Source organism: Saccharothrix hoggarensis (genome assembly GCF_042678885.1).
GTDB classification, from domain to species: Bacteria; Actinomycetota; Actinomycetes; order Mycobacteriales; family Pseudonocardiaceae; genus Actinosynnema; species Actinosynnema hoggarensis.
The window spans coordinates 49648-75520 of sequence record NZ_JBHTLK010000001.1 but is presented as its reverse complement, the minus strand read 5'-3'; the positions used below and the strand labels follow the sequence as shown (position 1 = coordinate 75520).

Genomic DNA, 25873 nt, shown 5'->3' with positions numbered 1-25873 from the left:
GCACGTGCTCCAGAAACCGGGTGACCTCCCCGTCGTCGGGTTCGGTCAACCTCCGGGTGCCCCAGGCGGCGAGCACCTTGTCCCAGTAGGGGCCGTAGATGCGCCGCGACGGCGCGGGCATCGCCTCCACGACCTTCGGCACCAGCTCGGCGAAGGTGGGCACCTCCCGCGCGGGCGCGCCGTCGACCAGATCGGTCGGGGTGAGGTTCATCCGCGCCAGCAGATGCAGCGCCACCGCCACATCACCCGGATCGGCACGCCCGGCAGTCACCGCCTGCTCAGTCATCGTCACCACCTCCCGCCGCGCAGACACCGCCGCGCCCAGGCCGGGCACGGTCGGACACCGACTGCGCGACCGGGGACGACTCCGACGACGCGGCAGCGGCCGAAGAGGCAGCCGCCGAGGAGGCCACGGGCGGGCGCTCACCCGGCCGACGTGCGTCGGCCACGACCCGCCGCACGTCGGGCAGCGCCCGGTCCAGCTTCTCCAGCCCGTGCACGACCAGCGCCGACAACGACGGCACCGCCACCAGCAGCACCTGCTCGCGCTTGCCGAACCCGCACCACCGCCGCAGCCCGGCCGGAACGGCGATCTTGACCCGGCCGGTCAGCACGTGCCCGCCGCGCCGGTCGTGGCGCACCACCAGCGCCCCGCCGTCGTGCACCGCGATGTCCACTTGAGTGCCCGCGCTCCACCCGAGCACCGCGAACAGCGTCCGGTCGGAGATCCGGCCCTTGTCGTCGAACACAGCCACGGCGTAGCGCCGCAGATGCCGGGTGCGCACCACCGGAAGACCACCCGGATCGGGGGCCGGCGTGCGCCGCAGGTCCAATTCTCGCGGGGGCAGGAAACGGTCGTCGCCGAATTCGCCGGTATCGAAGAACACGTAGACCCGCTTGAGCGTCAGGGCGCAGTCGACGTGGAAGAAGTCGCAGGCCAGCAGGTTCGCGGCCTGCGCGCGCAGGAACCGCCGCCACGAAGTGTCGCTGTCGCGCTCGGGTGCGGGCGGTATGCGTAGGCGCTTGAGCACGCGGCGCACGGTTGAGGCAGCTACCCGGTGGCCGAGCTCGAGCAGCTAGACCTGGATCCGGCGGTAGCCCCAGCTGGCGTTCTCCCGCGCCATCCGTTCGATCAACGCCACGACCGTGTCGTCGATCGGTGGTCGGCCGGTGCGGTTCGGGTAGGTCCACTTCTGTGCGACCAGGCGTCGGTGCCACCGCAGGACGGTGCCCGGCGTCACCAACCGGTGGAGTCGTAACCAGCCGGGTAGGCGTCGCACCAACGCGGCGAGCAACGCACGATCGGCCCAATCCAGTCGCGGACGAGGGTTGGCCCGACGCAGCACGGCGATCTCGTGCCGCAGCACCAGCAGCTCCACGTCTTTGGTCGCCGACGACCGGCCGAGCAGAACCAGCCAGCCAACGACCCGGACGAAGATCAGGTACAGCAGTCGTAACGCCACGCTCCATAATCGTGCCCCTACCGCCCATGATGCGCGATCGCTGCAGCTCGGCGCCCGAGGGCGGAGTTCTGGAACCCCACAGGGTCCTGCTGCTGTGCGTGGCGGCCACCTGGAGCGGTGCGCTGCGCGGTCTTGACCAGTCCCCGGAGGGCGGTGGGCGACCCGCCTGACGGGTTCACGGCCGGCTATGTCGTGGCACCCGGACTCTCGGCGACGGTCAGCCGGCGTGCCGACGCGACGTCCGGGCAGCCCGCCAGGCGCAAGGCCGTCTCGAACTCGAGCCGCAGCACGTCCAGCACCGCTGCCACACCCCGCTCACCGCCCGCCGCGAGCCCCCACAGCACAGGCCTGCCGACCAAGACCGCGGTCGCGCCGAGCGCCAACGCCCGCAGGACGTCCACCCCGCTGCGGACACCGCTGTCCAGCAGTACCGGGCACCGCCCGCGCACCGCGGCGACGACCTGCGGCAGCGCGACCGCGCTCGGCACAGCACCGTCCAGCTGCCGCCCACCGTGGTTGGACACCACGACACCCTGCACCCCGAGGTCGACGGCGCGGGCCGCGTCACCGGCGTCGAGCACCCCCTTGAGCACCAGCGGCAGGTTCGTGTGCGCCCGGATCCACTCCAGGTCACGCCAGCTCAACGACGGGTCGAACACCGCGCTGGTGTGCAGGGCGATCACCGAGTCACCGGGCACCCGTTCGCCGACCTCGCCGTCGGTGTTCACCGGCTTGACCCACGACGGCAGCGCGAACCCGTTGCGCAGGTCCCGCAGCCGCCGCCCGAGCACCGGCACGTCGACTGTCAGCACCACCGCACGGCACCCCGCCTCCTCGGCACGGCGCAGCAGCTTCACCACCACCTCGCGGTCGCGCAGCCAGTACAGCTGGAACCACGTCGTGCCGCCCGCCGCGGCCACGTCCTCGATCGGGTCGGAGCTGAGCGTGCTCACCACGTACGGCACACCTGCCGCCGCCGCGGCAGCCGCGACCGCGCGCTCGCCACCGTCGTGGATCAGCCGCTGGTAGGCCATCGGAGCCACGGCCAGCGGCAGGGAGGACGTGACGCCGAACAGCTCGCAGCCCGTGTCACAGGCCGAGACGTCCACCAGCGCCCGCGGCACGACCGCGACCCGGTCCAACGCGGCCCGGTTCGCGGCGAGCGTGACCTCCTCGCCGCTGCCGCCCGCGATGTAGTCCCACACGTCCGGCGCGGACCGCTCGGCGGCCAACCGCTCGACGTCGGCCGTCGACCACACCTCACGCATAAGCTGCCGCCTGCATCGAGTACAGCTCGGCGTACAGGCCGTTCGCGGCCATGAGCTGGTCGTGCGAACCCTGTTCCCGCACGCGTCCGTCGGCCACCACCACGATCAGGTCGGCCATGCGCACGGTGGAGAACCGGTGCGAGACCAGCAACGTGATGGCACCGGTCCGCTGGCCGACCTCGCGCGCACCGGCCGCGTACCGCTCGAACAACCGGTGCTCGGCCTGCGCGTCGAGCGCCGCGGTCGGTTCGTCGAGGACCAGCAGCAACGGGTCGCGACGCATCATCGCCCGGCCGAGCGCGAGCTTCTGCCACTGCCCGCCGGACAGCTCCACGCCGTCGGCGTAGGTCTTGCCGAGCTGGGTCTCGACACCGTCCTCGAGGCGGTCCAGGACGTCCTCGGCGCGTGCGCGGCGCAGGGCGTCGTGCACGGCGTCGGCCGACTCGATCTCGGCCAGCTCGCCGACACCGACGTTCTCGCGGGCGAGCAGCTCGAACCGGGCGAAGTCCTGGAACCCGGTGGCGATGCGGGCACGCCACCCGTCCACGGGAAAGCGGGTGAAGTCCGTGCCGTCCAACGAGATCGTGCCCGTGGTGACCGGGTAGAACCGGCACAGCAGCTTGATCAGGGTGGTCTTCCCGGCGCCGTTCTCACCGACGAACGCGACCGTGCCGCCGGCGGGCAGGGTGAGGTCGACGTCGGCGATGACCGGCCGGTCGGTGCCCGGGTAGGTGAACGACACACCACGCAGCTCGATGCCCTCGCGGATGCGTCGGGGCACGTCCCGGTCGGGCGGGGGAGGTGCCTGGCTCGCGACCAGCGCGCGGACCCAGCGCACGTTGCCCATGACCCGCCCGGTGCGCTGCATCTCCTGCAACGTGGCGACGGACGAGGTCACCTGCTGGTTCACCTGGGACGCCAAGGTCAGCACGAGCAGGACGTCGCCCACGCCGCGGCGACCGGCCACCGCGTCCCGCAGCACCAGCAGCGTGCCCAGCACGTAGGCCACCGCGAAGAACAGCTCGCCGCCGGTGCGCAGCACCACGGCCCGGCGCTCACCGCGCCACAGCTGTGCCGACGCCTCGTCCCAGGCCCGGCGCTGGCGCTGGCGCAGCTCCGACTGCAGCCCGCTGACGCGCAGCTCCTTGGCCGAGGCCGCGTTCGCGACGAGTTCGAACAGGTGCTTGGCGTGCCGGGACGGCGGTGCCGAACGCTCGCGTGCGGCGTTGACGATCGACTCCGCCCGCCGCCCGAGCAGCAGCGGCGGCACGGCGGCCAGCGGCAGCAGCAACAGCAGCGGGTTGAGCCGTGCCAGCAGGATCGCGGTGATCGAGATCGCCACCAGCAGGCCGAGGCTGTTCAGCAGGCCCTCCATCGAGCCCCACCCGGCCCGGTGCAGTTCCTGGCGCAGCAGCTGGATCTTGTCGGCGTACTCGGGCCGCTCGTGGTGCTCCAACCCGGCCGAGCCGTTGGTCATCTCGATCAGCTCGCGCTCCAGGCGCGGCACGGCGCGGTCGCCCAGCTCGAAGTAGAAGATGTGGGCGAAGTGCCCGGCGGTGAGCGCGGCGATCACCGCGACCACGACCAGCACCGCCGCCACGGTCGCACCCCGGACGTCGCCGGCCAGCGCCGAGTCGGTGAGCGCGGCCAGGGCGGGCGCGGCCAGCGGCATCGCCGACGCCTGGGCGATCATGAGCACGACGGCGAGCACCAACCGGTACCGGCTCTCCTGCCAGGCGATGAGGAACAACTCCCAGCCACCGCGGACGACCTCGATCACCGGCTGACCCCCTCCACCACGGCGTCCGCCGCCGCGCCGTCGACCGCCGGGTACCCGGTGGCCGTGTCACCGTCCGGCACGTCGTCGGCTTCCGAGTCGTTCAGGCCGTGCGCGAACCGCTTCGCCTGCAAGGTGAACAGGCGCGCGTAGTGGCCGCCCGCCGCGATCAGCTCGTCGTGCGTGCCGCGCTCGACCACGTGCCCGCCGTCCACCACCACGATGTGGTCGGCCCGCCGGACGCTGGAGAACCGGTGCGAGATCAGCAGCGAGGTCACCCCGCGCGTCAGCTCCACGAACCGGTCGAAGAACGCCACCTCGGCGCGGACGTCCAGCGCCGAGGTGGGCTCGTCCAGCACCAGGACCGCGGCACCCGCATCCAAGGCGTAGAGCGCACGGGCGATGGCGATCCGCTGCCACTGCCCGCCGGACAGGTCCGTCCCGCCCGGGTAGGCCCGCGAGAGCGGCGTGTCCAGGCCGTCGGGCAGGGCGAGCAGTGCTTCGGCGATCCCGGCGCGTTCGGCGGCGCGCAGCACCACCGCGCGGTCGACCGGGACGTGCGCCGCGCCCAGCGCGATGTTCTCCGCCGCGGTCAGCTCGTAGCGCACGAAGTCCTGGAAGATCACGCCGATCTGACGCCGCCAGAGCACCGGGTCGAACTCCGCGATGTCCACGCCGTCCGCGCGCACCGCACCCGATGTCGGCTCGTACAGCCGCGCGAGCAGCTTCACCAGCGTGGTCTTGCCCGCGCCGTTGACGCCAACCACGGCCGTGCACCGACCGGCGGGCAGGTCCAGCTCGATGCCGTCGATCACGGTGCGGTCCGAACCGGGGTAGTGGAAGCCGACGCGGTCGAACTTGAGCGACGCGGCCGGCGTGCCCGGCGGCACCTGCGCCCGACCCGGCGGGGGCTGACCGTCGTCCAACTCGTCCAGCCGGTCGCGCAACCGTTGCAGGGCCGTCAGCGACAGCATCGCGAACTGGGTGCTGGTGTCCGCCTCGGCGTAGTAGCCGCCCAGCGAGATCGCCAGCACCACCGCCTGCACCCCGAGCGCCAACGCGGTCAGGCCCACCCGCCCGGTCGCGGCGAGCTGGGCGGCGTACACCATCGCGCCACCCGCCGCCAACAGGCCCAGCGCCGTCAGCAGCAGGTACGGGGTCAGGTAGACGCGGCGGCGCGCACGTTCGAAGGTGTTGCGCACGGTCTCCCACACGGCCGCGTAGCGATCCGCGAGCCAGCCGGTGAGGCCGAACACCCGGATCTCCTTCGCCGCCACGTCGGTCATCGTGAGCTCGTGCAGGTAACCGATCTCGCGCATCCTGCCGATGAGGTCGCGCCCCACCCGCGAGTACTTGCGCAGCCCGCCGCGCTGGCCGTAGCGGAACGCCAGCACCGCCGCACCGACCCCGAGCCCCGCGGGCCAGCCGATCGTCAGCCCGATGGCCACCACCAGCGCCACCAGCCGGGTGTAGCGGGCGATCAGCGCCACCAGGCCGAAACACGCCTGCCCCGGTGTGCCCCAGTCGCGCTCGAAAGCGCGCACGGCCTCGTTCAGCTCGTCCAGCGTGCGCTGGTCCTCCAACGGTCCGGTGCCGACCGGCCGCAGCATCAACGCCATCGCGTCGTCCCGCAGCGCGCTGTCCACCCGTCGCCGCAACTGCTGGCCCAGGGCGTTGCCCACGGGGGTGAGGATCTGGGTGAGCAGGAACGCGCCGGCGGCGAGCAGGAAGATCGAGGTCAGCCGGTCCCAGGCCGCGCTGCCGACCCCGCCGCCGACCGCGGCGGGCACCTCGCCGAGCATCACGCTCGTCGCGACCACGAAGGCCACCGGCAACAGGCCCAACACGAAGTGGAGCACGGCCAGGAACACGACCAGCCCCACACCACCGGACGGCAACAGCCTCGCGATCCGCAACCGCGGCCGCACCGCCTCGTCCACCCAGTTCGCCCACGTGACGCGCAACCCGGCCGTCGCGGGAGGTGTTCCGGTCGTCATGGCGCTCCCGCGGATCCTCTGGTGGTGCGGTTCGTCGACCAACCGCTCGTCGAATCGGCCGCAGGTGCATTGCCGCGTTTCTTCACGTCGTACGGGCACCGATCCTCAACCGGCTGCCAGGAGTCCCCAGGGCATACAAGCACAGGGGTGCGAGCACCTCCAAGGAAGTGATTTCGTTGATCCGCACGGTCTTCTCGCGCACCTCACCGGACGTTGCTCCGGTCGGTCCAGCGGCTCGTTGACGACGGTGATCCGGATGGCGTCTCGTGTGTCCGGTGGAAGTCGCGCGGTGATGGGGAACTTCTGGCCGGCAAGGACGATGTCCCGGGCGGGGAGTTGAACGAGGGCTGTCGTCGGTGCGCGCCGCCGGATGTGCCGTCGCCGTAGTCGTTGTCACCGGCGACGGTGTCCAACGGTTCGGCTCTGCCTGCGTTGATGCGGATGGTGCCGGCGGTGGGTTGACGGGCGCCGATGATGGCGTGGGCCATGGTCAGGCCGGCGCGGCGGGCGGTTCCGGCGTGGGTGAGGTCGTGGTGGGCGTGGACCACCGCGGCGCGCGAGGCGGACCTACTCCCACGTGCACTCCTTACCTGGCGCTGCGAGGAGCTGATCGCCACCGGGCAGCTGCTGGAGACGACCAGCATCGACAACGTCGCACTCGTCGGCGGATCGCCGAGCTCGATGCCGAGATGGCCGTCCAACGGCGTGCTACCGAGTTGCCCGAGGAGGCCGGGGACCCCAACGTGGTCCGAGGCCACCGAAAGTGCGCCCGAGCCACTCGTTCCACAGTCCCGTCAGGCGTAGTCGGGCAGCGTGCGGGCCACGTCGTGCGGTGACGGCATGGTGGCCACTTCGGCGGCGACGGCCCGGGTCGCGCCGAGCACGGCGTCGTCGGTGAGCAGTCGTTTCGCCTTGGCCGTGAACACCTCGGCGGTCACGTCCGCGCCGAGCACGCGGTCGCCGAGCCCGGCCTCGGTCACCATGTCGGCGTTGTTGAACTGGTCCGCCGCCTGCGGTATGACCAGTTGCGGCACGCCCGCGCCCAGCGTGCCCATGGTCGTGCCGGCCCCGCCATGGTGCACCACGAGGTCGACGTGCGGCAGCAGGTCGGCCTGCGGGACCCACGGGAGCACCACGACGTTGTCCGGCAGTTCGCCGAGCGCGTCCGGTTCCACCGTCGGTCCGGTCGCCACGAGCACCTTCACGTCCAACGCGGCGAGACCCTCCACAGCGGTGCGCAGCACCTCCACGACGCCGAAGGCCGTGCCCAGCGTCAGGTACACCAGGGTTTCGCGGTGCTCGAGCACCCACGAAGGCAGCTCGCCGGGCTCGGCGAACGGCACCGGCCGCAGTGGGGTTCGGTGCACCGACGAGGTCAGGAACGCCGGGTTCTGCAACGACGGTGGGCAGATGTCGAGGTACGGGTGGCCGAGCACCAGGGGATCGCTCCGCGGGACCTCGACGCCCAACTCCGCACCGAGGTCGGTGAGGTGGGCGAGCGCGGCCTCGGCGAAGTCGGGCTCCTGCCACATCCGGCCGAACGAGTGGCACAGCGCGGGTACGCCCGCGACGTCGGCGGCGAGGCCCGCGCCCGGGTTGCCGAACTCGTGCACGACCAGGTTCGGCTTGCGGTCGGCGATGACCGGCGCGAGTTCGGTGGCGAAGCGGCGCGGCATCACCGAGGCGAAGGTGTACGCGACCCGCTCGGTGACGTCCTCCGGCCTCCTCGGCCGGGCGTCACTGGTCGCGATGGCGAACGCCTCAGGCACTTCGATGCCGCCGACGATGTGCTCGATGCCGCGCGCGGTGAGGGTGTTCGCGAACGCGGCGCCGGTGAAGTAGCCGACATCGTGGCCCAGCTCCCTCGCGGCGATCGCGAGCGGCAACAGGGGGTAGGTGTGCCCGTAGTGGCCGAGGCTGGAGAAGAGGATCCGCACGGTACGAGGGTAACCTGGCGATGTCCGGCAGCGGGTGAACCTGTCCGTGACCGGGACCTTCCCGCATACGGCCGTGAACCTGCGATCCGACGCCGTCAGTCCCACACTGATCACGCAGCCCTTGGTCGAAGATCCTTCTGTCGCACGAAGATCTCCAACCAAGGGCTGTACCTATAATCAACCAGGGTGCCGAACGATCCCCGATCCTCGGGTCCGGCGAACCCGAGCAGGGTGTCGTCGGCATAGCGGACGTACGGCAACCGCCGGAAGCCCGTCTGCCGATGATTCCGGATCGAGCGGATGCCCGACCACGTGCACCGAACCTGGCATGTCGACGAACATCCGCACATGCCGAAGGGCGTGCAGCCGAACGTGCCGCCAAGCCGTAGTGGCTGGACGAAGTCTTCTCCCGGCCTGGTCGCGTAAGGGCTACGGTCGTTGCGCGACCAGGCGAGCGCGGACGGATGGGATGAGGTGCGGGGGAATGGTCACCGGTGGCTTCTCGTCGAGAGGGCTGGCTCGGGTGCGAGAGCTGCTGGAGCGCCAAGTCGCGTCCGGCTTCGTGCCCGGTGCGGTGGCGGTTCTCGGCCGCCACGGCGAGGTGCACGTCGAAGCGGCGGGCACCATCGCCTTCGAGGGCGAGGGCGCGGGGACGCCGATGGCGGCCGACACGATCTGCCGCACGGCCTCGATGACCAAGCCGATGGTCGCCGCGTGCGCGATGACACTCGTGGACGACGGCACCCTGCGCCTGGATGAGCCGGTTGACGACCTGCTCCCGGAGCTGGCGGACATGACCGTGCTCGCCGATTTCCACGGGCCGCTGGACGACACCGTCGCGGCGCAACGCCCGATCACGCTGTGGGATCTGCTGTCGTTCACCTGCGGCATCGGCATGATCCCGACCAGACCGGGAAGGGTACCGATCGTCGACGCGCTGAACGCACTCGACTACACGTCGCCGGACGAGTGGATGCGAGGGCTGGGCGCGCTTCCGCTCGCCTACCAACCGGGTGAGCGCTGGATGTACGACACCGCCTCCAACGTGATCGGCGTGCTCATCGCCAGGGCCACCGGCATGTCCTTCGGAGACGCCCTCCGCGAGCGGATCTGCGATCCGCTCGGGATGAAGGACACCGCCTTCAGCGTGCGCGGCGAGGACATCGGCCGGTTCGCGACGGCGTACCAACGTGCCAGTGCGGTCACCGGCGGGCAGGTCGTGGACGACGGCCCCGACGGGCAGTGGAGCCGGCCGCCGACGTTCGAATCAGGTGCCGCCGGACTGGTCTCGACCGCCCAGGACTACTTCGCCTTCGCTTCGGCTCTGTTGGCCGGCGGCTCCCACGGCGGCAGGAGGGTGCTCTCCCGACCGTCGGTCACGCTGATGACCACCGACCAGCTCACCTCGGAGCAGCGGGCCGGCTCCGGGTTCCACCCGGGGTTCTTCGACGAGATGGGTTGGGGTCTCGGGATGTCGGTCCGGTCCCACCGCAGCCCGTTCGGCCAGTCGGTCGGCAGCTACGGGTGGTGCGGCTTCTACGGCACCGCCTGGTACAACGATCCTGAGCGAGACATGACGGCGATCTTCTTCATGCAGCGAGCGCACACTGGTGACCAGAGGTTGCCGATGTGGCACGACCTCTGGACCGCTGTCTACCAGGCTATCGAGAACTGACTGAGGGGGTACTGCCTCACCTGGTGTCGGTACTCGGTGGCGGCCACAGCCCGGTGGCAACCCGCGCCGCACGAGGCCGAACCGCCGTAGTCCAGGATCTTCGGCGGGCCGTACGGCCCGCCGAACTCGCCGCTCGACCACCCGAACGGCCCGCAGGCCCAGTCCGAAGCGGCAGAACTGCCAAGCGGATCGCTCCACGTCGCGCATGACGCCATTGCCGTGCTGGGCTTCGGAGTGGTCAACGCCCGGTGCCGGTGGTGAGGGGTGGTGGCCACGCGGCGGGGTCCGACGCGTCGGCCGGGGCGGTGGGGCACAGGACGTAGTGGCGTGGGGCGATTGCGTTGAGACGGCCGGGTAGTGCGGCCAGGCAACGGGCATGGGCCTGTTCGGGTGTCCGCACGGCGTCGGTCGCGGTCAGGTAGGCGACCAGGTCGCGGCCGTCGACCGAGCCGAAGACGCGGGCCGTCGAAGGGGCCAGGGCTTCGTCCAGCAGTTGTTGCACCTCGGCGAGGTCGACCCAGCACGAGTCGACCAGCACCCAGTTCGAGGTGCGGGTGACGGGGTCCAGGCCGATGACCTCGCGGGTGCGCGAGGCGTCGAGGTCACCCACGGCCGCACCGACCAGCAGGCGCTCGACGGCCAGCAACAACGACTCTACCTCGGCCCGGGGCACCAGTCCGGTGTCCGCGCACCACAGGTCGAGCAGGACCCGGCTGTCCACCTCGTGCAGGTTCAACCGCACCGGCGTCGCGTCGTAGGGCAACGGACGCCACCGCAGCGCCGTCCGCCGCAGCGCGGCGGTGATCTCATCCGGCCGGTGCCGGAGGCCCGCAGTGACCCCGGACCACGACTCGGGCACGAGGCTGTTGAACAACGGGTCGTAAAGGAAGTGCACACCCCGCTCGTATTGGATCCGCTCGTCCGACGCGCCGCGCTCGACGCCGTCGTACCTGGCGTGCCTGCTCGCCTCCAGCACCGCGGTCCACGTGTGCTTGACCAGTGCGTCGAAGCTCCGGTCGCCGACCTCGACGGCGACGAGGTTGCCCTGCGCCAGGGGACCGACGAAGTCGACCAGGTGGCGGTCGAAGCGGTTGCTCGACAGCGACGGGAACACCAGCTCCCGGTAGCCGGTGCGCCGTGCCAGCACCGCGCACGTCGCGGCGAGCACGACGGAGGACCGGCTGGACCGGGTGCGTGCCGCCACCTGTCGCACCGCCATCGCGGCGGCCGGCGACGACAGCTCCGCCGCCAGCGACTCGCCGGACCGCGTGGCCCCCGGCAGCGCGAGCAGGCAGCGGGGTTGCCGCCGCGCCAGCTCCCGCACGTAGTCGTTCGCCGCACGGGTCCGACGCCGCTCGGCGGGTGTCGCCTCCAGCTCGGCCTGGTCCAGCGGCTGGTGCCGGGGCTCGCCCACCTGCCGGAGGTCCGGGTGCGCGAGCATCTCGGTGAACTCGCGCTTGAGCACCTCGATGGCGCCGAAGTCGACGGCCAGGTGAGAGAACCCCGCGACGCAGGCGATGACCGTGCCCTGCTCGTCGGTGGCCACCGCCATCCGCAGCGTGGTGGCCGCAGTGTCGTGCCGTTCCCCCAACCACACGAGCAGCCTCCCGGCCACCGCCGAGCGGTCGCGAGGCCCCCACGGACCCCCGTCGAGGGCGCACACGTGGAGCGTGAACGTGCTCGTCGCCGCGACCACCTGACGGGGGTGCTCGCCCCGGACGTAGGTGGTCCGCAGGGATTCGTGCCTGGCCACCAGCACGGCGGCCGTCTCGACCACGTCGTCCACGGACCTGCCGTCGAGCACGGGCAGTTCGACGCGCAGGACCGCGTTGGGGTGGTCGGCGTCGCGCCCCAACCACTGCAGGGTGTTGAGCTGGCCGAGGGTGACGGGTCCCTCGCCCGCGCGCGATCCTTCGGAGCTGACCTGGATGGCGTCGACGGGCGTGAGCCGCACGCGCCGCCTGCGCTGACCGGTGTCGATCGAGGTGCTCATCCCGATCAGCCGATCAACCCGCGCAGCGCGCCGGCCACGTCATGCGGCGTGTGCTCGCGCGTCACCGCCGATGGCCAGTCCGCGAACGCCGGCCGGTCTCCCGACGGGCTGAGGAAGACGTCGAGCGGACCGGAGTACGGCCGGGGCTCCCAGTCGCGGACGGCGACCTCGTTCGCCTGCCACACGCGCGCCGAACGCCGGACGAACTCGGGGGTCGCGTCCGACGGCACGAGGTCGAGTTCCTTCCACCGGTCCAGGACCGCGACCAGGTCACCGGGCGGCTGGTCGAACCGGGGTCCGATGTCCAGGAGCTCGGCGTCGACCAGGACCAGCAGCCGAACCTCGGCGCCGTCCTCGGTGAGCCGGGCGGCCATCTCGTGGGCGACCGCCGCACCGGTAGAACAGCCGCCGAGCAGGTAGGGGCCGGTCGGCCACGTCGCGCGGACGGCTTCGACGTAGGTCTGCGCCAGGGCACCTGCAGAGGCGACCGGGTCGACTTCGGAGTAGAGCCCGGCCGCCTGGAGCCCGAACACGGTGAACTCCTCGCCCAGCGCCTGGGCGAGCCCGGCGTACGGGCCGACCTGCCCGTTGGCCGGGTGGACCAGGAACAACGGGGGAGCGGTCCCGTCGCCGCGCTGGATCTCCACCAGCGGGTCGGACAGCTGCCCGTTGTGGTCGCGCAGCCGGGCGGCGAGGCCTTCCACGGTGGGGTGCTCGGTCATCACGTTCAGGGGCAGCTGGACGCCCAGTTCCTCGAACACGGCGTTGACGACCCGCGCCGCGTCCAGGGAGTTGCCGCCCAGCTCGAAGAAGTTCTCCCGGATGCCGACGGCGAACCCGATGACCTCCTGCCACTGCCGGGCCAGCCACAGCTCCACCGGGTCGCGGGGGTGCCGGTAACCGGTGTCGAGCACGTCGTCCACGGTCGGGTTCATGGTGTGGGTGCACCGCCTTCGTGATCGGCGGCGAGCCGCCAGCGCTGGATCTTCCCGGCCGCCGAGCGGGGGAGTCGGTCGACGAACGCGAAGTGCTTGGGAATCTTGTAGCCGGCCAGGCGCCGGCCGCAGTGCGCGGCGAGTTCGGCCTTGCGGACGCTCACCTCGGGTCGCAGCACCACCTGCACGCCGACCACCGACCCAAGGGTCCCGTGCGGCACGGCCAGCGCGACGGCGTCCACCACCGCGGGGTGGGCCAGCAACGCGGCCTCGACCTCGTTCGGGTCGACCTTCTCACCACCGACGTTGATCGTGCCGTGGTCGCGGGGTTCCAGGTAGAGGTAGCCGTCGCGGTCGAGTCTGCCGCGGTCGCCCACCGTGGCGAACCCGTCCGGGGTGGTGCGGACGACCTGGTCGTTGACGTAGTCGGACCGGCCCACCCGCTGGGGGGTGCGCATGAACACGGTGCCGGCCTCGCCCGGCGCGACGGGCCTGCCGTCGTCGTCCAGGACGCGGAGCTGGGTCAGCACACCGCGCCCGACGGTGCCGGGCCGGGCCAGCCACTCGTCGCCACGGGCCAGCGTCACGCCGATGCCCTCGGTCGCGCCGTACAGCTCGAAGACCCGCTCGGGGCCGAGCAGGTCGATCCACCCGCGCTTGGTCTCCGCGTCGCAGGCGGCCGCCGTGTGCAGGAGCGCGCGCACGCTGGTGAAGGCCGCCGGGTCCGCGTCGGCGAGCATCAGGATCTCGCGCATGTGCGTCGGCGTCAGCTGCACCCACTCGATGCGGCGCTGCCGCACCAGGTCGACGGTCCACTGCGCAGCGAAGAACGGTTGCAGCACAACGGTGTTCAGGTCCAGCAGCGCGTCCACGAACACGGTGAACGGCGCCGCGTGGTACAGCGGACCGACGATGAGCTGCCGCTGGCCGGTCCGCCAACCGGTCTGCCGGATCACCAGCGACGGCGTCCGCGCGGGGTCGTAGCGCAACGGCCCCGGTCGCGCCGAGACCTTCGGCACGCCCGTGCTCGCGCCGGTCGCCAGCAGGTAGGCCGCGGCGCCGTCCCGGGTCGACGGCGGCGTGGCCGACACGATCGGCGGCCCCGGCCGGTTCCAGGCGTCCATCAGGTGGACGTGCCCGTACCGGCGGCCGATCAGTCCGAACAGGACGTCCCGCTCGGACGCGGGGGTGGCCGGGTTCAGCGCGAAGACGGGCACCTCGGCCGCGAGCGCCGCCGCGATGCCGGTCGCCGCGGCCAGGGTGTTGGCCGCCTCCACGACGACGCACGACGGCACGTCCGGGTCGAGCGCCGCCCGCAGCGCGGCCACCGCGTCGTCAACCGACCCGGCGAGTTCCCCCCACGACATGGTCTGCTCGGCCAGGTCGGCGTCGAACCCGATCAGGGCCGTCCGACCGGGTTCGGCGCGGGCGATGTCGGCGATCCGCCGGTGCACGGAGAGGGTCATCGCTACCGCAGGACCTCGGCCAGCCGCCGGACGTTGGACGCGCTCATGAACTCGTACACGTCCAACGGCCGGTCGAACTCCGCTTCGAGCGCGGCGATGATGCCGAGCGCGGACAGCGAGTCGCCGCCCAGCTCCAGGAAGTCGTCGGTCGCGCCGACCGGCCGCACGTCCATCTGCGCCGACCAGATCTCCGCGACCCGCCGCTCGACGTCGTCGCGCGGATCCTCGAACAGGGTGCACCGGCCGTCGGCGACGGCCGCCGCCAACTGCTTGGCGTCCACCGCGCCGTCCACCATCGGGACCTGGTCCACGACGAACACACCGTTGAGCCCGCAGTCCTCGCCCAGCTGTCGGTGCACGTGGTTGCGCAGCACCGGCCCGCTCAGGTACTCGGTCAGCTCGACCGCGGCGACCGTGACGTCACGGCCGTCGTGGCGCACGACGGCGACCTCGGCCCGGCTGACGCCGGGGTGCGCGGACAGGACGTCGGCTATCTCGGCCACGTTCACCACGGGCGCTCTCCTATCAGCAGTTCAGCGACGAGGTCGTGCACCGCGGGCTCGCGCAGCAGGTCGGCGTGGTCGAAGTCCAGCGGGAGGCGTCGGACGTCGTCCACGGGCGGCTCGTGGTCCTTGGAGGACACGAACAACGGCGTCCCGGAGCGCGTGTCGAACCGGCCCTGGGCGGCCAGCAGCATGTAGTCGACGTAAGCGGTGAACCCGCCGGTGAGCTGCTGCCGGAAGAACTGGTTGAGCGACAGCCGGGCGGCGACCTCGCCCATCAACGCGTCGTACCGGTCGACCAGGGCCGCGGCGATGCGGGGCAGCTCGTCCGGGTGCGCCTCGACCAGCCCGTCCGCCAAGGCACGCGCGTCGTCCAGCTCCTCGGCGGTCAGGTGGTCCGCGGAGCTCTCGATGGTGGACGTGAACTGGTCGCCGAACGAACCGGCCGTGGTCGCCGCGGCGTCGAAGAGCAGGGTCACCGGCGCGGGCGCCGACTCGGCGACGGCATCGGCGACGCAGGTGGCCAGCGACGACCCGGCGCAGTACCCCAGCACCGCGCGCACCGGGCGGCCGGTCGCCGCCACGTCTGCCACCCAGCGGTCGACGCACGCGTCGAGCGACCCCGAGCCCGGCTGGGCGATGTGCAGGAAGCAGGCGTCCACCGGGACACCGGACGCCAGGTCCGCGAACCCCGCCGCGGCTCGTCCGCCAGGGAAGTCGAGGCACAGCACGAGGTCCGGGCCGCGATTGGACAGCTGTCGCCAGTGCGTCAGTTCCACTACCCGACCTCCTGGGCGTCCACGGCCGCCGCCAGCGCCGGGTAGTCGACCTTGCCGCCGGGGGTCCGCGGCAGGCGGTCGACGTGGCGGACCGCCACGTGCCGGCTCGGCACCCCCAGCGCCTCGGCGAGGTGCCGCCGCTGCTGCTCGTGCACATCCGGGTCGCCCGCGCCGAACAGGTACACCACGTCGTCGTCGGAGACCACGGCGGACGGGTGGTCGGACCGCTCGACCATCCGCTCCAGGTCGTCCAGGCTCGTGCGGACACCGAGCACCTTGACGATCCGCTTGGTGCGGCCGGTGAGGTAGAGGTAGCCGTCGCGCAGGTATCCGAGGTCGCCCGTGTCCAGGACGTCCACCTCGGCCCCTCGGCCGAGGTCGTCGCGACCGGTCGCGTAGCCGAGCATCACGCCCGGACCGCGGTAGTGCACGGCGCCCTCGCCGGGTGCGGCCCGGCCGTGTGCTTCGACGGGCGCGATGGTGACGACGCCGCCGGGCACCGCCGTCCCGACCGAGCCGAGGCGGTCGGGGAGGGCGGCCGGGTCAAGGCACGTGATCCGCGAGGTGGCCTCGGTCTGGCCGTACATGGGGAAGAACCGGCCCTGCCGCCGCTGCATCATCCGCACCAGCCGCATCGTCAGCTCGTCGCCGAGGCGTGCGCCCGCTTGGGTCATCGTGCGGATCTCGGTGCGTTCCAACAAGTTCACGTGCGCCGGTCCGAACGCCGCGTAGGTCGTCGGCACGGCGGCGAACGAGGTGGCACCCGCCCTCGTCACGTGGTCCCACAGCGCCAACGACAACGGCGACCGGTCGGTCAGCACGATGCTCGCCCCCGCGCTCAGGTGGCTGTTCACCACCGATAAGCCATAGGCATGGGTGATCGGCAACGTGGTCGGCGCCCGTTCGGCGGACGTGACGCCCAACGCGCGGACGATGGCGTCGGCGTTCTCGGCCATCGCGTCGTACGACAGCCGCACCGCCTTGGGGCTCCCCGTCGTACCGGAGGTCGACAGCAGCAGCGCCGTGTCCGGGAAGATGTCACCCGCCGGTCGCGCCGAACGCCTGCGGAAGACGTGCGATCCTCCCACCTCGCCGACGGGCACGTAGCCACGGGCAGCCAGGTCCGACCCGCCGCCGGGCTCCGGCACGACGAATTCCGGGTGGTACTTCGAAAGTATTTCGGAGGAGGTGGGAAGGAATGCGACCGTGTGGCCGAGCCGCAGCGCGGCCAGGTAGGTCAACAGGGTGGGCAGGTCACGATCCCCCGCGCACAGCACCAACGCCTTGGTGTCGTGGCGCAGTGATCTCTCGGCCTCGCCGACGAGCGCGGCCAAGTCGCCGTACGACAGCGTCTTCCCGCCGACGAGGTGGACAGCAGGGGACTCCGGCGGCGCCTCTCCGAGCGTCACGAGATCCAGTATCGCCGAGGGCATGGCGCACATTCTGCGGCTGTTCCGAACCGCGGTCCATAGCCCGTATTCGGGTACGGCCTCGTGCTTGACGGCCAAGACCCCCGTGGGGCAGATTCCCGTTGACCTCCCGGAGAGGGGAAGTGCCGCCATGAATTCTGAGATCCGCCAGTTCCTTTTCGACTCGTTGACGGCCATGAAGTACAGCACCGCCGACATGGACGACGACACGGTGCTCGGCCCGGCAGGCGCCGACCTCGAGTCGCTGGCCCTGGCCGAGCTCTCGCTGCGGGTGGAGGACCACTTCGGCGTCCGGTTCGACGAGGACGAGGCCGAGCGGTTCGCCGCCATGACGGTCGGCGAGTTCTGCGCCGAGGTGGCCCGGCGCGCGCAGACTGCAACGGCGACGTGAGCGCGAGCGTCGCCGTGACGGGGATCGGGCTGGTCAGTCCGGTCGGCGCGGCGGTCGAGGAGGTCTTCGAGGCGGTGTGCTCCGGTCGGTCCGCGATCGTGCGCCCGCCGGAGGACCACCCGCTGCACGGCGTGCTCGACGCGGCCGCGATCGGACCGGCCATCGACCCGGAAAGCGTTCTGCCGCCGAAGGAATCGCGCGTCGTGGACCGCTCGATCGTGATGGCCGTGCGGGCTGCGGACGACGCCCTGGCCGACGCCGGGATCGAGATCGGCCGCGACGTCGACCCGTACCGCGTCGCGGTGGTGCTCTCCGGGGTCGGCGGGCTCGCGACGCTCGCGGAACAAGCCGTGGAGCGGTCCCGGCGCGGCCGGCTGGGCGTGAGCCCGTTGCTGCTGCCCGGCGTGCTGCCCAACATGGCCGCGGCGCGGGTCGCCATCAAGTTCGGCATCCGGGGGTACACGTCGTCCTCCGGCACGGCGTGCGCCGCCGGTGGGCAGTCCATCGGCGAGGCGATGCGCATCCTCCGGGCGGGCGAAGCGGACGTGGTGGTGTGCGGGTGCACCGAGGCACCGCTGTTCCCGACGTTCGCCGACGCCTTCGGCAACGCGCTCGCCCTCGCCCGCGGTTGGCCCGACCCGACCACCGCGAGCCGCCCGTTCGACCGGCGCCGCAACGGTTTCGTGCTCGGTGAGGGCGCTGGCGTGCTCGTGCTGGAGCGGTCCGACTTCGCGCGGGCGCGCGGCGCGGCAGTGCACGCCGAGGTGCTCGGCTGGGGTGCGACGAGCGACGCGCACCACCCGACCACGCCCCGGCCCGACGGCTCCAGCGCGGCGCGTAGCATGCGGATCGCACTTCGGGATGCCGGACTGTCCACAGGTGACATCGACTACCTCAACGCGCACGGCACGGGCACGAAGGCGGGTGATTCCGCTGAGGCGGCGGCGATCCGCGGCGTGTACGGCGACGCCATGCCGCCGGTCAGCTCGACCAAGGGTGTCACCGGGCACATGCTCGGCGCGTCGGGTGTGGTCGAAGCGGCGATCGGCATCGTCGCCATGCGCAAGGGGCTGCTCCCACCGACCCGCAACCTGGACGATCCCGACTCGGCCTGCGACCTCAACCACGTCCGCGGTGAGGCGCTGCCCGCCGCGGTGGGCGCGGTCATGTCCAACTCGTTCGGCTTCGGTGGCCACAACGTGAGCGTGATCTTCGGGAGAGCCGATGGGTAAACGGATCGTCCACGACCTGGTGCCCGTGCCGTTCTCCGGGCCCGGAACGGGAACCGCGCCGCTGACCTGGGGGCAGAAGACCATCCTCCACGACATGCGCAACAGCGACTGGACCTACAACATCAGCGGTGCGCACCACCTGCCGGAGGGCCTCACCGTCGCCGACGTCGCCGATCGGCTGAGCCGGCTGATGAGCAAGCACCCCGCGCTGCGGACGCGGTTCGGCACCGACGACGAGGGCAAGCCGTGCCAGGTGGTGCACGGGTCGGGCGAGATCGACCTGGAAGTCATGACCTTCGCCGACCACCTCGACCGCACCGATGCCGTCGACCACGGCAACAGACTGTGGCTCAAGTGGATGGCGGCCCCGCTGGAAGAGCACACCCCGTGGCCGCTGCGCATGGGCGTGATGCAGTACCGGGGCGAAGCGGTGTACCTGGTGCTCACCCTCGGCCACATGGTCGTGGACGGCGTGGGCGGGTTGCTGCTCATGACCGACCTCGACCTCGGCGAGCTGGTCGGCCGCCCGGTGGACCCGGACGCGGTGCGGCTCGCCGACCTCGCCCGTCGGGAGGCGACGCCGGAGTTGCGGCGGGTCAGCGACCGGGCGATGCGCTACTGGGAGGGCCACCTCCGTTCCCTGCCACCGCTGACGTTCGGCGGGTCGGGTGCGCCGGACTACGAGGCGGGGCGGCGGTGCCGCAACGTGCGGTTCCAGTCGCGGGCCGCCTACTTGGCCGTGGTCGAGATCGCCCGGCGGACCCGCACGGACACCGGACGGGTGTTGCTCGCGGTGATCGCCACCGCGATCGCCCGGACCACCGGCGTCAACCCGCTGACCTTGCACGTGGCCGCGGGCAACCGGTACCGGCCCGGGTTGGCCGATGTCATCGGCTCGGTGGTCCAGAACGCCGTGCTCACCCTCGACCTCGACGGCACGGTCGACGACGTGATCGCGCAGGCGCGCCAGGCCAGCACCGCGGCCCTGATGAACTCCTACTACGACCCCGACCAGTTGGCGGAGCTGGCCGCGCGCCTGGACGCCGAACGCGGCTACCCGGCCCGGATCACGTGCCGGATCAACGACCGGCGGTTCAGCACCAGGGCCCAGGCCGACGCGGTGGCGGACGCCGCGCCCCTCACCGAGGACGAGATCAGGGCCAAGCTCCCCGAAACGCAGGTCATGTGGCACAAGTTCGTCTACCGGTGGACCGACCAGCTGTTCGTCAACATCGAGGACCACCCGGACGCCGTGTACCTCCAGGTGGTCAACGACACCGAGGTCTTCCCGCCCGAGCAGGTGGAAGCGATGTTGTACGCGGTGGAGGAGGTGGCCGTCGAGGCCGCGTTCCGGTCGGACGTGCCGACCGGCGCACAACCCCGACCGGCCGTCACCGGCGCCTGACCGAGGCAGCCGACCAGTCCACTGAGGACTGATCGGCCGCGACCCGGGCGAGGCAGAGGTAGCGCAGTTCCGGGTCGTAGTCGCCCGCCAGCACCGTGTCCTCTTGCGCACCGGCCAGATCCCACCACACACCCGTCGCGGGCTGCCCGGCCGGCGCGCGGGTGTGGTCGGGGTGGTCCGGCCACACCGCGGCGAGCGAGTCGCTCAGCGCGACCCGTGCGCCGGGGTGGCCGGCCGACAGCTCGGCCACCCCTCGCCGAGCCAGTTCGGCTACGGTATCCGGCCCCACGTCGGGGTACTGGAGCACCTCGGTAGCCCGAGCACCCGCGCCCCCCTCGTACAACATGGCCACGCCCCGGTGTGCCAACGGTGTCGCCGCCGCCGACTCGTAGGGCAGTGCGGCCTGTTCGACCACGACCAGCAGCGCCCGCCGCACGCCGTAGTCGCCGATCAACCGCAAACCGGTGAACGGCGACGCGCTGCCCTGGTCGCACACGGCGAACGACATCGGCGTGCCGGGGCAGACGTGGCTGAGGTAGGTCGCCGTCGCCCGGCCCGGCCACACGTCGTGGATCGAGAACGCCAGCACCAGCAGGTCGACCGGCTCCGTCGGGGGCACGACGTCCGACACCAACGCCTTCGCCATCTCGCCGTAGGACTGGCCGGACAGGTCGGTGACGGGTCCGGCGTCGAAGGGTCGGACGAGGTCCGCGAAGTAGTCGGTCACCTGCGCGCGGTGGTCGTCGTCGGCGAGGACGTCGGCGTTGCCGGTGAAAGCCCTGCGCCCCGCGCGGACCAGACGCATCACCAGGGCCGGCTGTGGCCGGCGATGAACGTGGCCAGCTCGCCGACGGTCAGCAACTCGTCCGGGCGCATCCGCTCCACGTCGATCTGGATGCCGAGCTGCTCCTCCACCTCCAGCAGCAGCTCCGTTGACGTTGTGCGGCAGGACCAACCGGATGTCGTCCAGGGTGAGCCCCGCGTCGGCGACGGCCCGGTTGATCACCTCGGCCAAGGACGGGCGGTACTGGCGTTGGAACTCTTCCTCTTGGTCGCCGAACTCGCCGTCGAATTCACCGCGTTGGGCGCACACGAAGGACAACATCCGGTCGCGCGGCCCGTTGGCGCTCACCAGGCACGCGGACGCGCCCTCGCCGAACAGCGACGTGCCGGGAATCAGCCGGGCGTGGCGGGTGAACGCCTTCTCGCCCGTCAGCACCAACGCCAAGGCGTCGTCCGGGTCGCGGGCGAGCAGCCGACCGGCCAGCTCGACCGCCAGCAGCCCGCTCGCGCAACTCTGTTGCGTGACGGTGAAAGCCAGCGCGTGACCGAGTCCCAGCTCACGGCAGACGTCGTGCAGCGGGTTGTGCGGGTACGGCACGACGACCGGCATCGCGCGGCCGTGGATCACGTACCGGACCCGGTGCTCCTGGCCGCGCAGCTCGGCGAGCCCTTCCACGGCGGCGCGCAACAGCTCGGCGGGCGACCGGTCCGGGTCGAACCGGACCTGGTCGAGCCCGTGGAACCTCCGGAAGAGCCTGACCTGGATGTCGGTCAGGCCGAGCGGGTCGGCCAAGTCCTCGAGGGGAACGCGGAAAGCCGGTGTGTACACCGACACCGCGTCGAGAGCGGTCACACTTCGGGATCCCACCACGTCGTTCCGGGGAACGTCAATGTGTGCCACCATGTTGCGGTGTCGCGGTTCCTGCTGGTCGTACTGCCGCTGCAAGGCCACCTCTACCCCATGCTCGCGATCGGGCAGGAACTCGCCCGCGCGGGTCACGACGTCGTCTGGTGCGGTCCGGAGAACGTGCTGCGCCCGCTGGTCGGTCCGGACGTGATCGTGCACCCCACCGGCGCACGGGCTTATCGCCGCTACGACGAGATGGGCATGGCCGGCGTGCGGGCGATGTGGGACGGGTACCTGATCCCGTTCACCCGCTTCACCCTCGGCCCCGTCGATGAAGCTGTGCTGGAGCACAAGCCGGACGTCGTCGTCACCGAGCAGTACGCGCTGGCCGGTGCGTTGGTGGCGCACCGGCACGGCATTCCGTGGGCGACCCTGTGCACGGGCACGCTGGAGCTGACCCCGCCCGAAGACCTCGTCGGGTTCGAGGACTACCTGGCCGACAAGATGGCGCAGGCGGTGGCGATGGCGGGCCTGTCCGACGAGCCGATCGACCCCCGGTTCTCGCCGCACTTGGTGATCGCCCTGATGACGCCCGGACTCGTGGGCGACGCCGTGCTGCCGGACCGCTGCGTGCTCACCGGCGCGGCACTGGGCACCCGGCCGAACGCGCCCGATTTCCCCTGGCACCGCTGGGATCCCGACCGCAGGCACGTGCTGGTGACGGTCGGCACGCTGGTCGGCCACATGATCGGCGACTTCTACGACCGGGCCGCCGCGGTGCTCGCACCCATGGCGGACGAGGTGCAGGCGGTGTTCGTGACTTCGGGTGTGGCCGCGGAGTCCTTCCCGGACGACGCCATCACCGCCGAGCTGGTGCCGATGCTCGACCTGATGCCGAAGCTGGACGCGGTGGTGTGCCACGCGGGTGGCGCCGTCAACGAAGCGCTCACCTTCGGGGTGCCGATGGTCGTCGCGCCCGTACGGGCCGAGCAAGTGGCGCTGGCGCGGCAGGTGGCCCGGTCGGGCGCGGGCATCGAGGTGCCGATCCTCGACGTCACAGTGGCCGAACTGGACGCCGCCGTGCGGGCGGTGCTCGACGAGCCGGACTACCGGCGCAACGCCCGTCGGATCGGGGCGGAGTTCACCGCCGCCGGTGGCGCGGCGGCCGCCGCCGCCCACCTGGTCGAGTTGGCGTCCGGCACGTGACCACACGCGAGCGGGAGGACGGTCCGGTGGACGGGTCCAGGGTGAAGGCGCTGCCGGCGGCCGAGGAGTTCGCGTGGGCGAGACAGCGGCGGGCCGACATCCGCCGCGCCGGTGGCGTCCTGGACCTGGTGCTGCCGCTGCGGGAGGGCGGTGCCGGCCCCGCGCTGTTCTGCGCGCCGCCGTTGGTCGGTGCGAGCTGGTGCTACCTCGCGCTGCTGCCGCACCTCGCGCCCGAGCACCCGGTGTACGGCCTGCAACTGCGCGGTCTGCGCAGGCCCGAACCGCTCCCGGTGGACATGGCCGAGGTGGCGCGGGACTTCGCCGACCGGATCAGGCTTACCCAGCCGCACGGCCCGTACCACCTGTTCGGGTGGTCGATCGGCGGCAACACGGCGCACGCGATCGCCGAGGAACTGGAGCGCCGCGGCCACGAGGTAGGCCTGCTCGTCATCGGTGACACGCTGCCCGGCCTGCCGAACAGCCTCAGCGTGGCCGATGACGACCTGTGGCTGGTGTGCGACTTCGTGCTCCGCGAGCTCGGCTACCAGCCGGTGGTCGAGCCGGACGACCCCGACCCGGTGCGCCGGATGCTGGAGGTGGTCCGCGGTCGGCCCGGGCTGGGGCTGCACGACTGGCCGGATCGCCAACTGCTCGCCTTGCCGCACGTGATCCGGAACAACCTCGCGGTGGCACAACGCCACCGTCCCGGTCGGGTCCGCTGCCCGGTGCTGTTCCTGTCCGCCACCGAGGACGAGGAGACCACCGAGGCGAAGGTGGCTTCGTGGGACGACTGCGTGAGCGGACCGGTCGACGTGGTCGAAGTGGACTGCCTGCACGAGCACATGCTGCTGCCGGAGCCGGTCGCGCGGATCGGCGCCGCGATCACGGCCCGGCTGGCCGGGAACCCGAAGTCTTCCGCAGCCACTGCGGACACGTCCGAAAGCCTGATTGCCACAGGGGAATCGCGAACCTAGTCTCGGTGCACACGCCCGCGCCCGCGGTCGCCAGGTTCACGAGACCGGCGATCGCCACCGCCGCAGTTCGCCGAGCGCCACCGCCCCACCGCCGCCGATGCGGGAACCCGGCTTGGTGTCTTCCGTTCGATGGTCCACTGTTCTCCGCAAACGGGAGGTCTGATGAGTCGGGCGAACCTGCGCACCGCGCTGGCACAGGACATGCGGGTCGGCGCGGGCAACGTGCTGCCCATGCTGCTGGAGCACGGCGCCGACCTGGACGCCCCCCGGCTGACCTTCGACGTCGACGTGGACGGCATCCCCGCGTGGACGCCGCTGTCGCTGCGCGACCTGGCCGAACGGGTCGCCGCGCGCGCGGACTGGTTCGCCCGCAAGGGGATCGGCCGACGTGACCCCGTCGCCGTGTTCGTCACGTCGGCGGCCGACGTGTTCCTCAACTTCTTCGCGCTCAACCACCTCGGTGCGATCCCGGCGCTGATGAACGGGAGCATGCCGATCGAGGTCGCCGCGGAGTTCGTCCGCCGGCTGCGCGGCGTCGGCGTGCTGGTCGACGCCGACCACGCCGCGCTGCGGGACCACGAACTGGGCGTGCCGGTCCTGGGTGACGCCGCGGAGACCGGCACCGGTGACCCCGCCCAGGCGCCCCCGCCCTACCGCCACCACGGCGACGACCCGGTGGCGATCACGCACTCGTCGGGCACCACCCGGATGCCGACGCCGGTCGTGCACTCGCACCACTCCCTGTTCGCCGCGGTGCGCGCGGTGCGGCTCACCGAAGCCAGGCCGCACGGGCAGGTGCGCGAGCTGTCCGTGCTGCCCGCCGCGCACGCCGCCGGGATCATCGTGGTGAACCAGGCGCTGTGCAACGGCTACGAGCTGCTGTGCCTGTCCGGGCAGGGCGGGCCGTTCGAGCACAGCGGCGAGGTGGTCCTGGACGCCATCGAGCGGTGGCGGCCCACCGGGGTGTTCGGTTTCGCGGTCACCTGGGCGGAGCTGGCTCGGTTCGACCTGTCCCGGCGCGACCTGCACTCGGTGCGCAACTGGTCCAGCACCGGCGACTGCGCGCACGAGGCGCACATCCGCAAGCTCGTCGCGGTCGGCAGCCACCCCGTGTGGACGGCGGACGGCGTGGTCGACGCGCCGGGCTCGAAGTTCATCGACACGCTGGGCTCGACCGAGATGGGCCACGCCGCGTTCGCCATGAGCCACCGGCTCGGCAGCGACCGCTACGACCGCTGCGTCGGCAAGCCGTACCCGTTCGCGGAAGTGGCGTTGCTGGACGTGACGACGGGCGAGGAGGTGCCGGTGGGCCAGGTCGGTCAGTGCGGGCTCAAGTCGCCGACGCTCGCGCCCGGCTACTGGAACGACTCCACCGCCACCTACCGCAACCGCCTCAACGGCTACTACCTGACCGGTGACCTGATGTACCGGGACGAGGAGGGCTATTACTACCACCTCGACCGGGCCAACGACGCGGTGGACCTCGGCGACGGGAACTGGCTCTACACCGCGTTGACCGAGGAGCGCATCCTCGCCCGGTGCCCGGACGTCCGCGACTGCACGGTCCTGGCGACCAGGCGGGAGGACGGTCTGCCGATCACCGACGTGCTGCTGGTGCTGCACGAGGGCGCCGACCCCGCGCTGGACCGGGGTGAGGAGGTCCGCGCCGCGGTCGGCGAGGCGGTGGCGCGCACGGTGCGCCGGGTCGACGTGGTGCCCGACGCGCAGCTGACGGTCGGGCCGACCGGGAAGGTCCGCAAGTTCCTCATGCGGCAACGGGCTCTGGCGGACGCGCCCCACGGGAGGTAGTTC

At 71.8% G+C, this 25873-nt stretch carries 21 protein-coding genes; 7 read left to right on the top strand and 14 right to left on the bottom strand.

The genetic code is table 11. The features are described 5' to 3' along the window. Positions 1-278: 278 nt before the first annotated feature. The 7 genes from ACFQ3T_RS00260 to ACFQ3T_RS00230 all read right to left on the bottom strand — a co-directional run bounded on the left by ACFQ3T_RS00260 (position 279) and on the right by ACFQ3T_RS00230 (position 8442). A complete protein-coding gene (locus ACFQ3T_RS00260) occupies positions 279-1031 on the bottom strand; it encodes a hypothetical protein (RefSeq protein WP_380718370.1) in 753 nt (250 codons plus the stop codon). 45 nt (positions 1032-1076) lie between these two features. Continuing rightward, complete coding sequence (locus tag ACFQ3T_RS00255; protein WP_380718368.1) at positions 1077-1463, bottom strand: integrase; 387 nt, start codon at positions 1461-1463, stop codon at positions 1077-1079. A 185-nt stretch (positions 1464-1648) separates the two neighbouring features. Continuing rightward, complete coding sequence (locus ACFQ3T_RS00250) at positions 1649-2731, bottom strand: alpha-hydroxy acid oxidase (protein WP_380718367.1); 1083 nt, start codon at positions 2729-2731, stop codon at positions 1649-1651. Next, complete coding sequence (locus ACFQ3T_RS00245) at positions 2724-4511, bottom strand: ABC transporter ATP-binding protein (RefSeq protein WP_380718365.1); 1788 nt, start codon at positions 4509-4511, stop codon at positions 2724-2726. The genes ACFQ3T_RS00250 and ACFQ3T_RS00245 overlap by 8 nt, the downstream gene beginning before the upstream one ends. Further along, positions 4508-6505, bottom strand: coding sequence for an ABC transporter ATP-binding protein (locus tag ACFQ3T_RS00240; protein WP_380718364.1), 1998 nt, complete (start codon positions 6503-6505; stop codon positions 4508-4510). Before ACFQ3T_RS00240 ends, ACFQ3T_RS00245 begins: the two co-directional genes overlap by 4 nt. Positions 6506-6708: 203 nt before the next feature. Then, positions 6709-7206 carry a hypothetical protein gene (locus tag ACFQ3T_RS00235; RefSeq protein WP_380718363.1) on the bottom strand — a complete coding sequence of 166 codons (498 nt, stop codon included), beginning with the start codon at positions 7204-7206 and terminating at the stop codon, positions 6709-6711. A gap of 93 nt (positions 7207-7299) precedes the next feature. Then, entirely contained in the window at positions 7300-8442 is a 1143-nt protein-coding gene (locus tag ACFQ3T_RS00230; protein WP_380718361.1) for a glycosyltransferase, read from the bottom strand. A 469-nt stretch (positions 8443-8911) separates the two neighbouring features. Between ACFQ3T_RS00230 and ACFQ3T_RS00225 the strand changes: the two genes are divergently transcribed. Beyond that, a complete protein-coding gene (locus tag ACFQ3T_RS00225) occupies positions 8912-10117 on the top strand; it encodes a serine hydrolase domain-containing protein (protein ID WP_380718443.1) in 1206 nt (401 codons plus the stop codon). Between the two features lie 238 nt (positions 10118-10355). Here ACFQ3T_RS00225 and ACFQ3T_RS00220 read toward each other — a convergent pair whose 3' ends face one another. The 6 genes from ACFQ3T_RS00220 to ACFQ3T_RS00195 are packed head-to-tail and all read right to left on the bottom strand — an operon-like array spanning position 10356 to position 17202. Beyond that, positions 10356-12110, bottom strand: a complete 1755-nt coding sequence (locus ACFQ3T_RS00220; RefSeq protein WP_380718359.1) for a condensation domain-containing protein — start codon at positions 12108-12110, stop codon at positions 10356-10358. 5 nt (positions 12111-12115) lie between these two features. Next, on the bottom strand, positions 12116-13045 hold the full coding sequence (locus ACFQ3T_RS00215; protein WP_380718358.1) for a thioesterase domain-containing protein: 930 nt from the start codon (positions 13043-13045) through the stop codon (positions 12116-12118). Then, on the bottom strand, positions 13042-14511 hold the full coding sequence (locus ACFQ3T_RS00210) for an AMP-binding protein (RefSeq protein WP_380718357.1): 1470 nt from the start codon (positions 14509-14511) through the stop codon (positions 13042-13044). Before ACFQ3T_RS00210 ends, ACFQ3T_RS00215 begins: the two co-directional genes overlap by 4 nt. Before the next feature lie 2 nt (positions 14512-14513). After that, positions 14514-15023: a phosphopantetheine-binding protein gene (locus ACFQ3T_RS00205; RefSeq protein ID WP_380718355.1), complete on the bottom strand. Its 510-nt coding sequence runs from the start codon at positions 15021-15023 to the stop codon at positions 14514-14516. Further along, a complete protein-coding gene (locus ACFQ3T_RS00200) occupies positions 15017-15793 on the bottom strand; it encodes an alpha/beta hydrolase family protein (protein ID WP_380718353.1) in 777 nt (258 codons plus the stop codon). The genes ACFQ3T_RS00205 and ACFQ3T_RS00200 overlap by 7 nt, the downstream gene beginning before the upstream one ends. Beyond that, positions 15793-17202, bottom strand: a complete 1410-nt coding sequence (locus tag ACFQ3T_RS00195; protein WP_380718351.1) for an AMP-binding protein — start codon at positions 17200-17202, stop codon at positions 15793-15795. Before ACFQ3T_RS00195 ends, ACFQ3T_RS00200 begins: the two co-directional genes overlap by 1 nt. A 151-nt stretch (positions 17203-17353) precedes the next feature. Between ACFQ3T_RS00195 and ACFQ3T_RS00190 the strand changes: the two genes are divergently transcribed. From ACFQ3T_RS00190 to ACFQ3T_RS00180, 3 genes are read left to right on the top strand one after another with little or no spacing between them, the layout of a single operon-like run. Then, positions 17354-17614: a phosphopantetheine-binding protein gene (locus tag ACFQ3T_RS00190; protein ID WP_380718349.1), complete on the top strand. Its 261-nt coding sequence runs from the start codon at positions 17354-17356 to the stop codon at positions 17612-17614. Then, on the top strand, positions 17611-18846 hold the full coding sequence (locus ACFQ3T_RS00185) for a beta-ketoacyl-[acyl-carrier-protein] synthase family protein (protein ID WP_380718347.1): 1236 nt from the start codon (positions 17611-17613) through the stop codon (positions 18844-18846). Before ACFQ3T_RS00190 ends, ACFQ3T_RS00185 begins: the two co-directional genes overlap by 4 nt. Then, complete coding sequence (locus tag ACFQ3T_RS00180; protein WP_380718345.1) at positions 18839-20251, top strand: condensation domain-containing protein; 1413 nt, start codon at positions 18839-18841, stop codon at positions 20249-20251. The genes ACFQ3T_RS00185 and ACFQ3T_RS00180 overlap by 8 nt, the downstream gene beginning before the upstream one ends. Here ACFQ3T_RS00180 and ACFQ3T_RS00175 read toward each other — a convergent pair. Beyond that, a complete protein-coding gene (locus ACFQ3T_RS00175; RefSeq protein WP_380718343.1) occupies positions 20238-21827 on the bottom strand; it encodes a hypothetical protein in 1590 nt (529 codons plus the stop codon). The two genes, ACFQ3T_RS00180 and ACFQ3T_RS00175, sit on opposite strands and share 14 nt — an antisense overlap. Before the next feature lie 117 nt (positions 21828-21944). Between ACFQ3T_RS00175 and ACFQ3T_RS00170 the strand changes: the two genes are divergently transcribed. The 3 genes from ACFQ3T_RS00170 (at position 21945) to ACFQ3T_RS00160 (ending at position 25870) form a co-directional block, all read left to right on the top strand. Then, a complete protein-coding gene (locus ACFQ3T_RS00170) occupies positions 21945-23087 on the top strand; it encodes a glycosyltransferase (RefSeq protein WP_380718341.1) in 1143 nt (380 codons plus the stop codon). Beyond that, positions 23084-24061, top strand: a complete 978-nt coding sequence (locus ACFQ3T_RS00165) for an alpha/beta fold hydrolase (protein WP_380718339.1) — start codon at positions 23084-23086, stop codon at positions 24059-24061. The genes ACFQ3T_RS00170 and ACFQ3T_RS00165 overlap by 4 nt, the downstream gene beginning before the upstream one ends. A gap of 162 nt (positions 24062-24223) precedes the next feature. Continuing rightward, complete coding sequence (locus ACFQ3T_RS00160) at positions 24224-25870, top strand: class I adenylate-forming enzyme family protein (RefSeq protein WP_380718337.1); 1647 nt, start codon at positions 24224-24226, stop codon at positions 25868-25870. Positions 25871-25873: the final 3 nt, after the last annotated feature.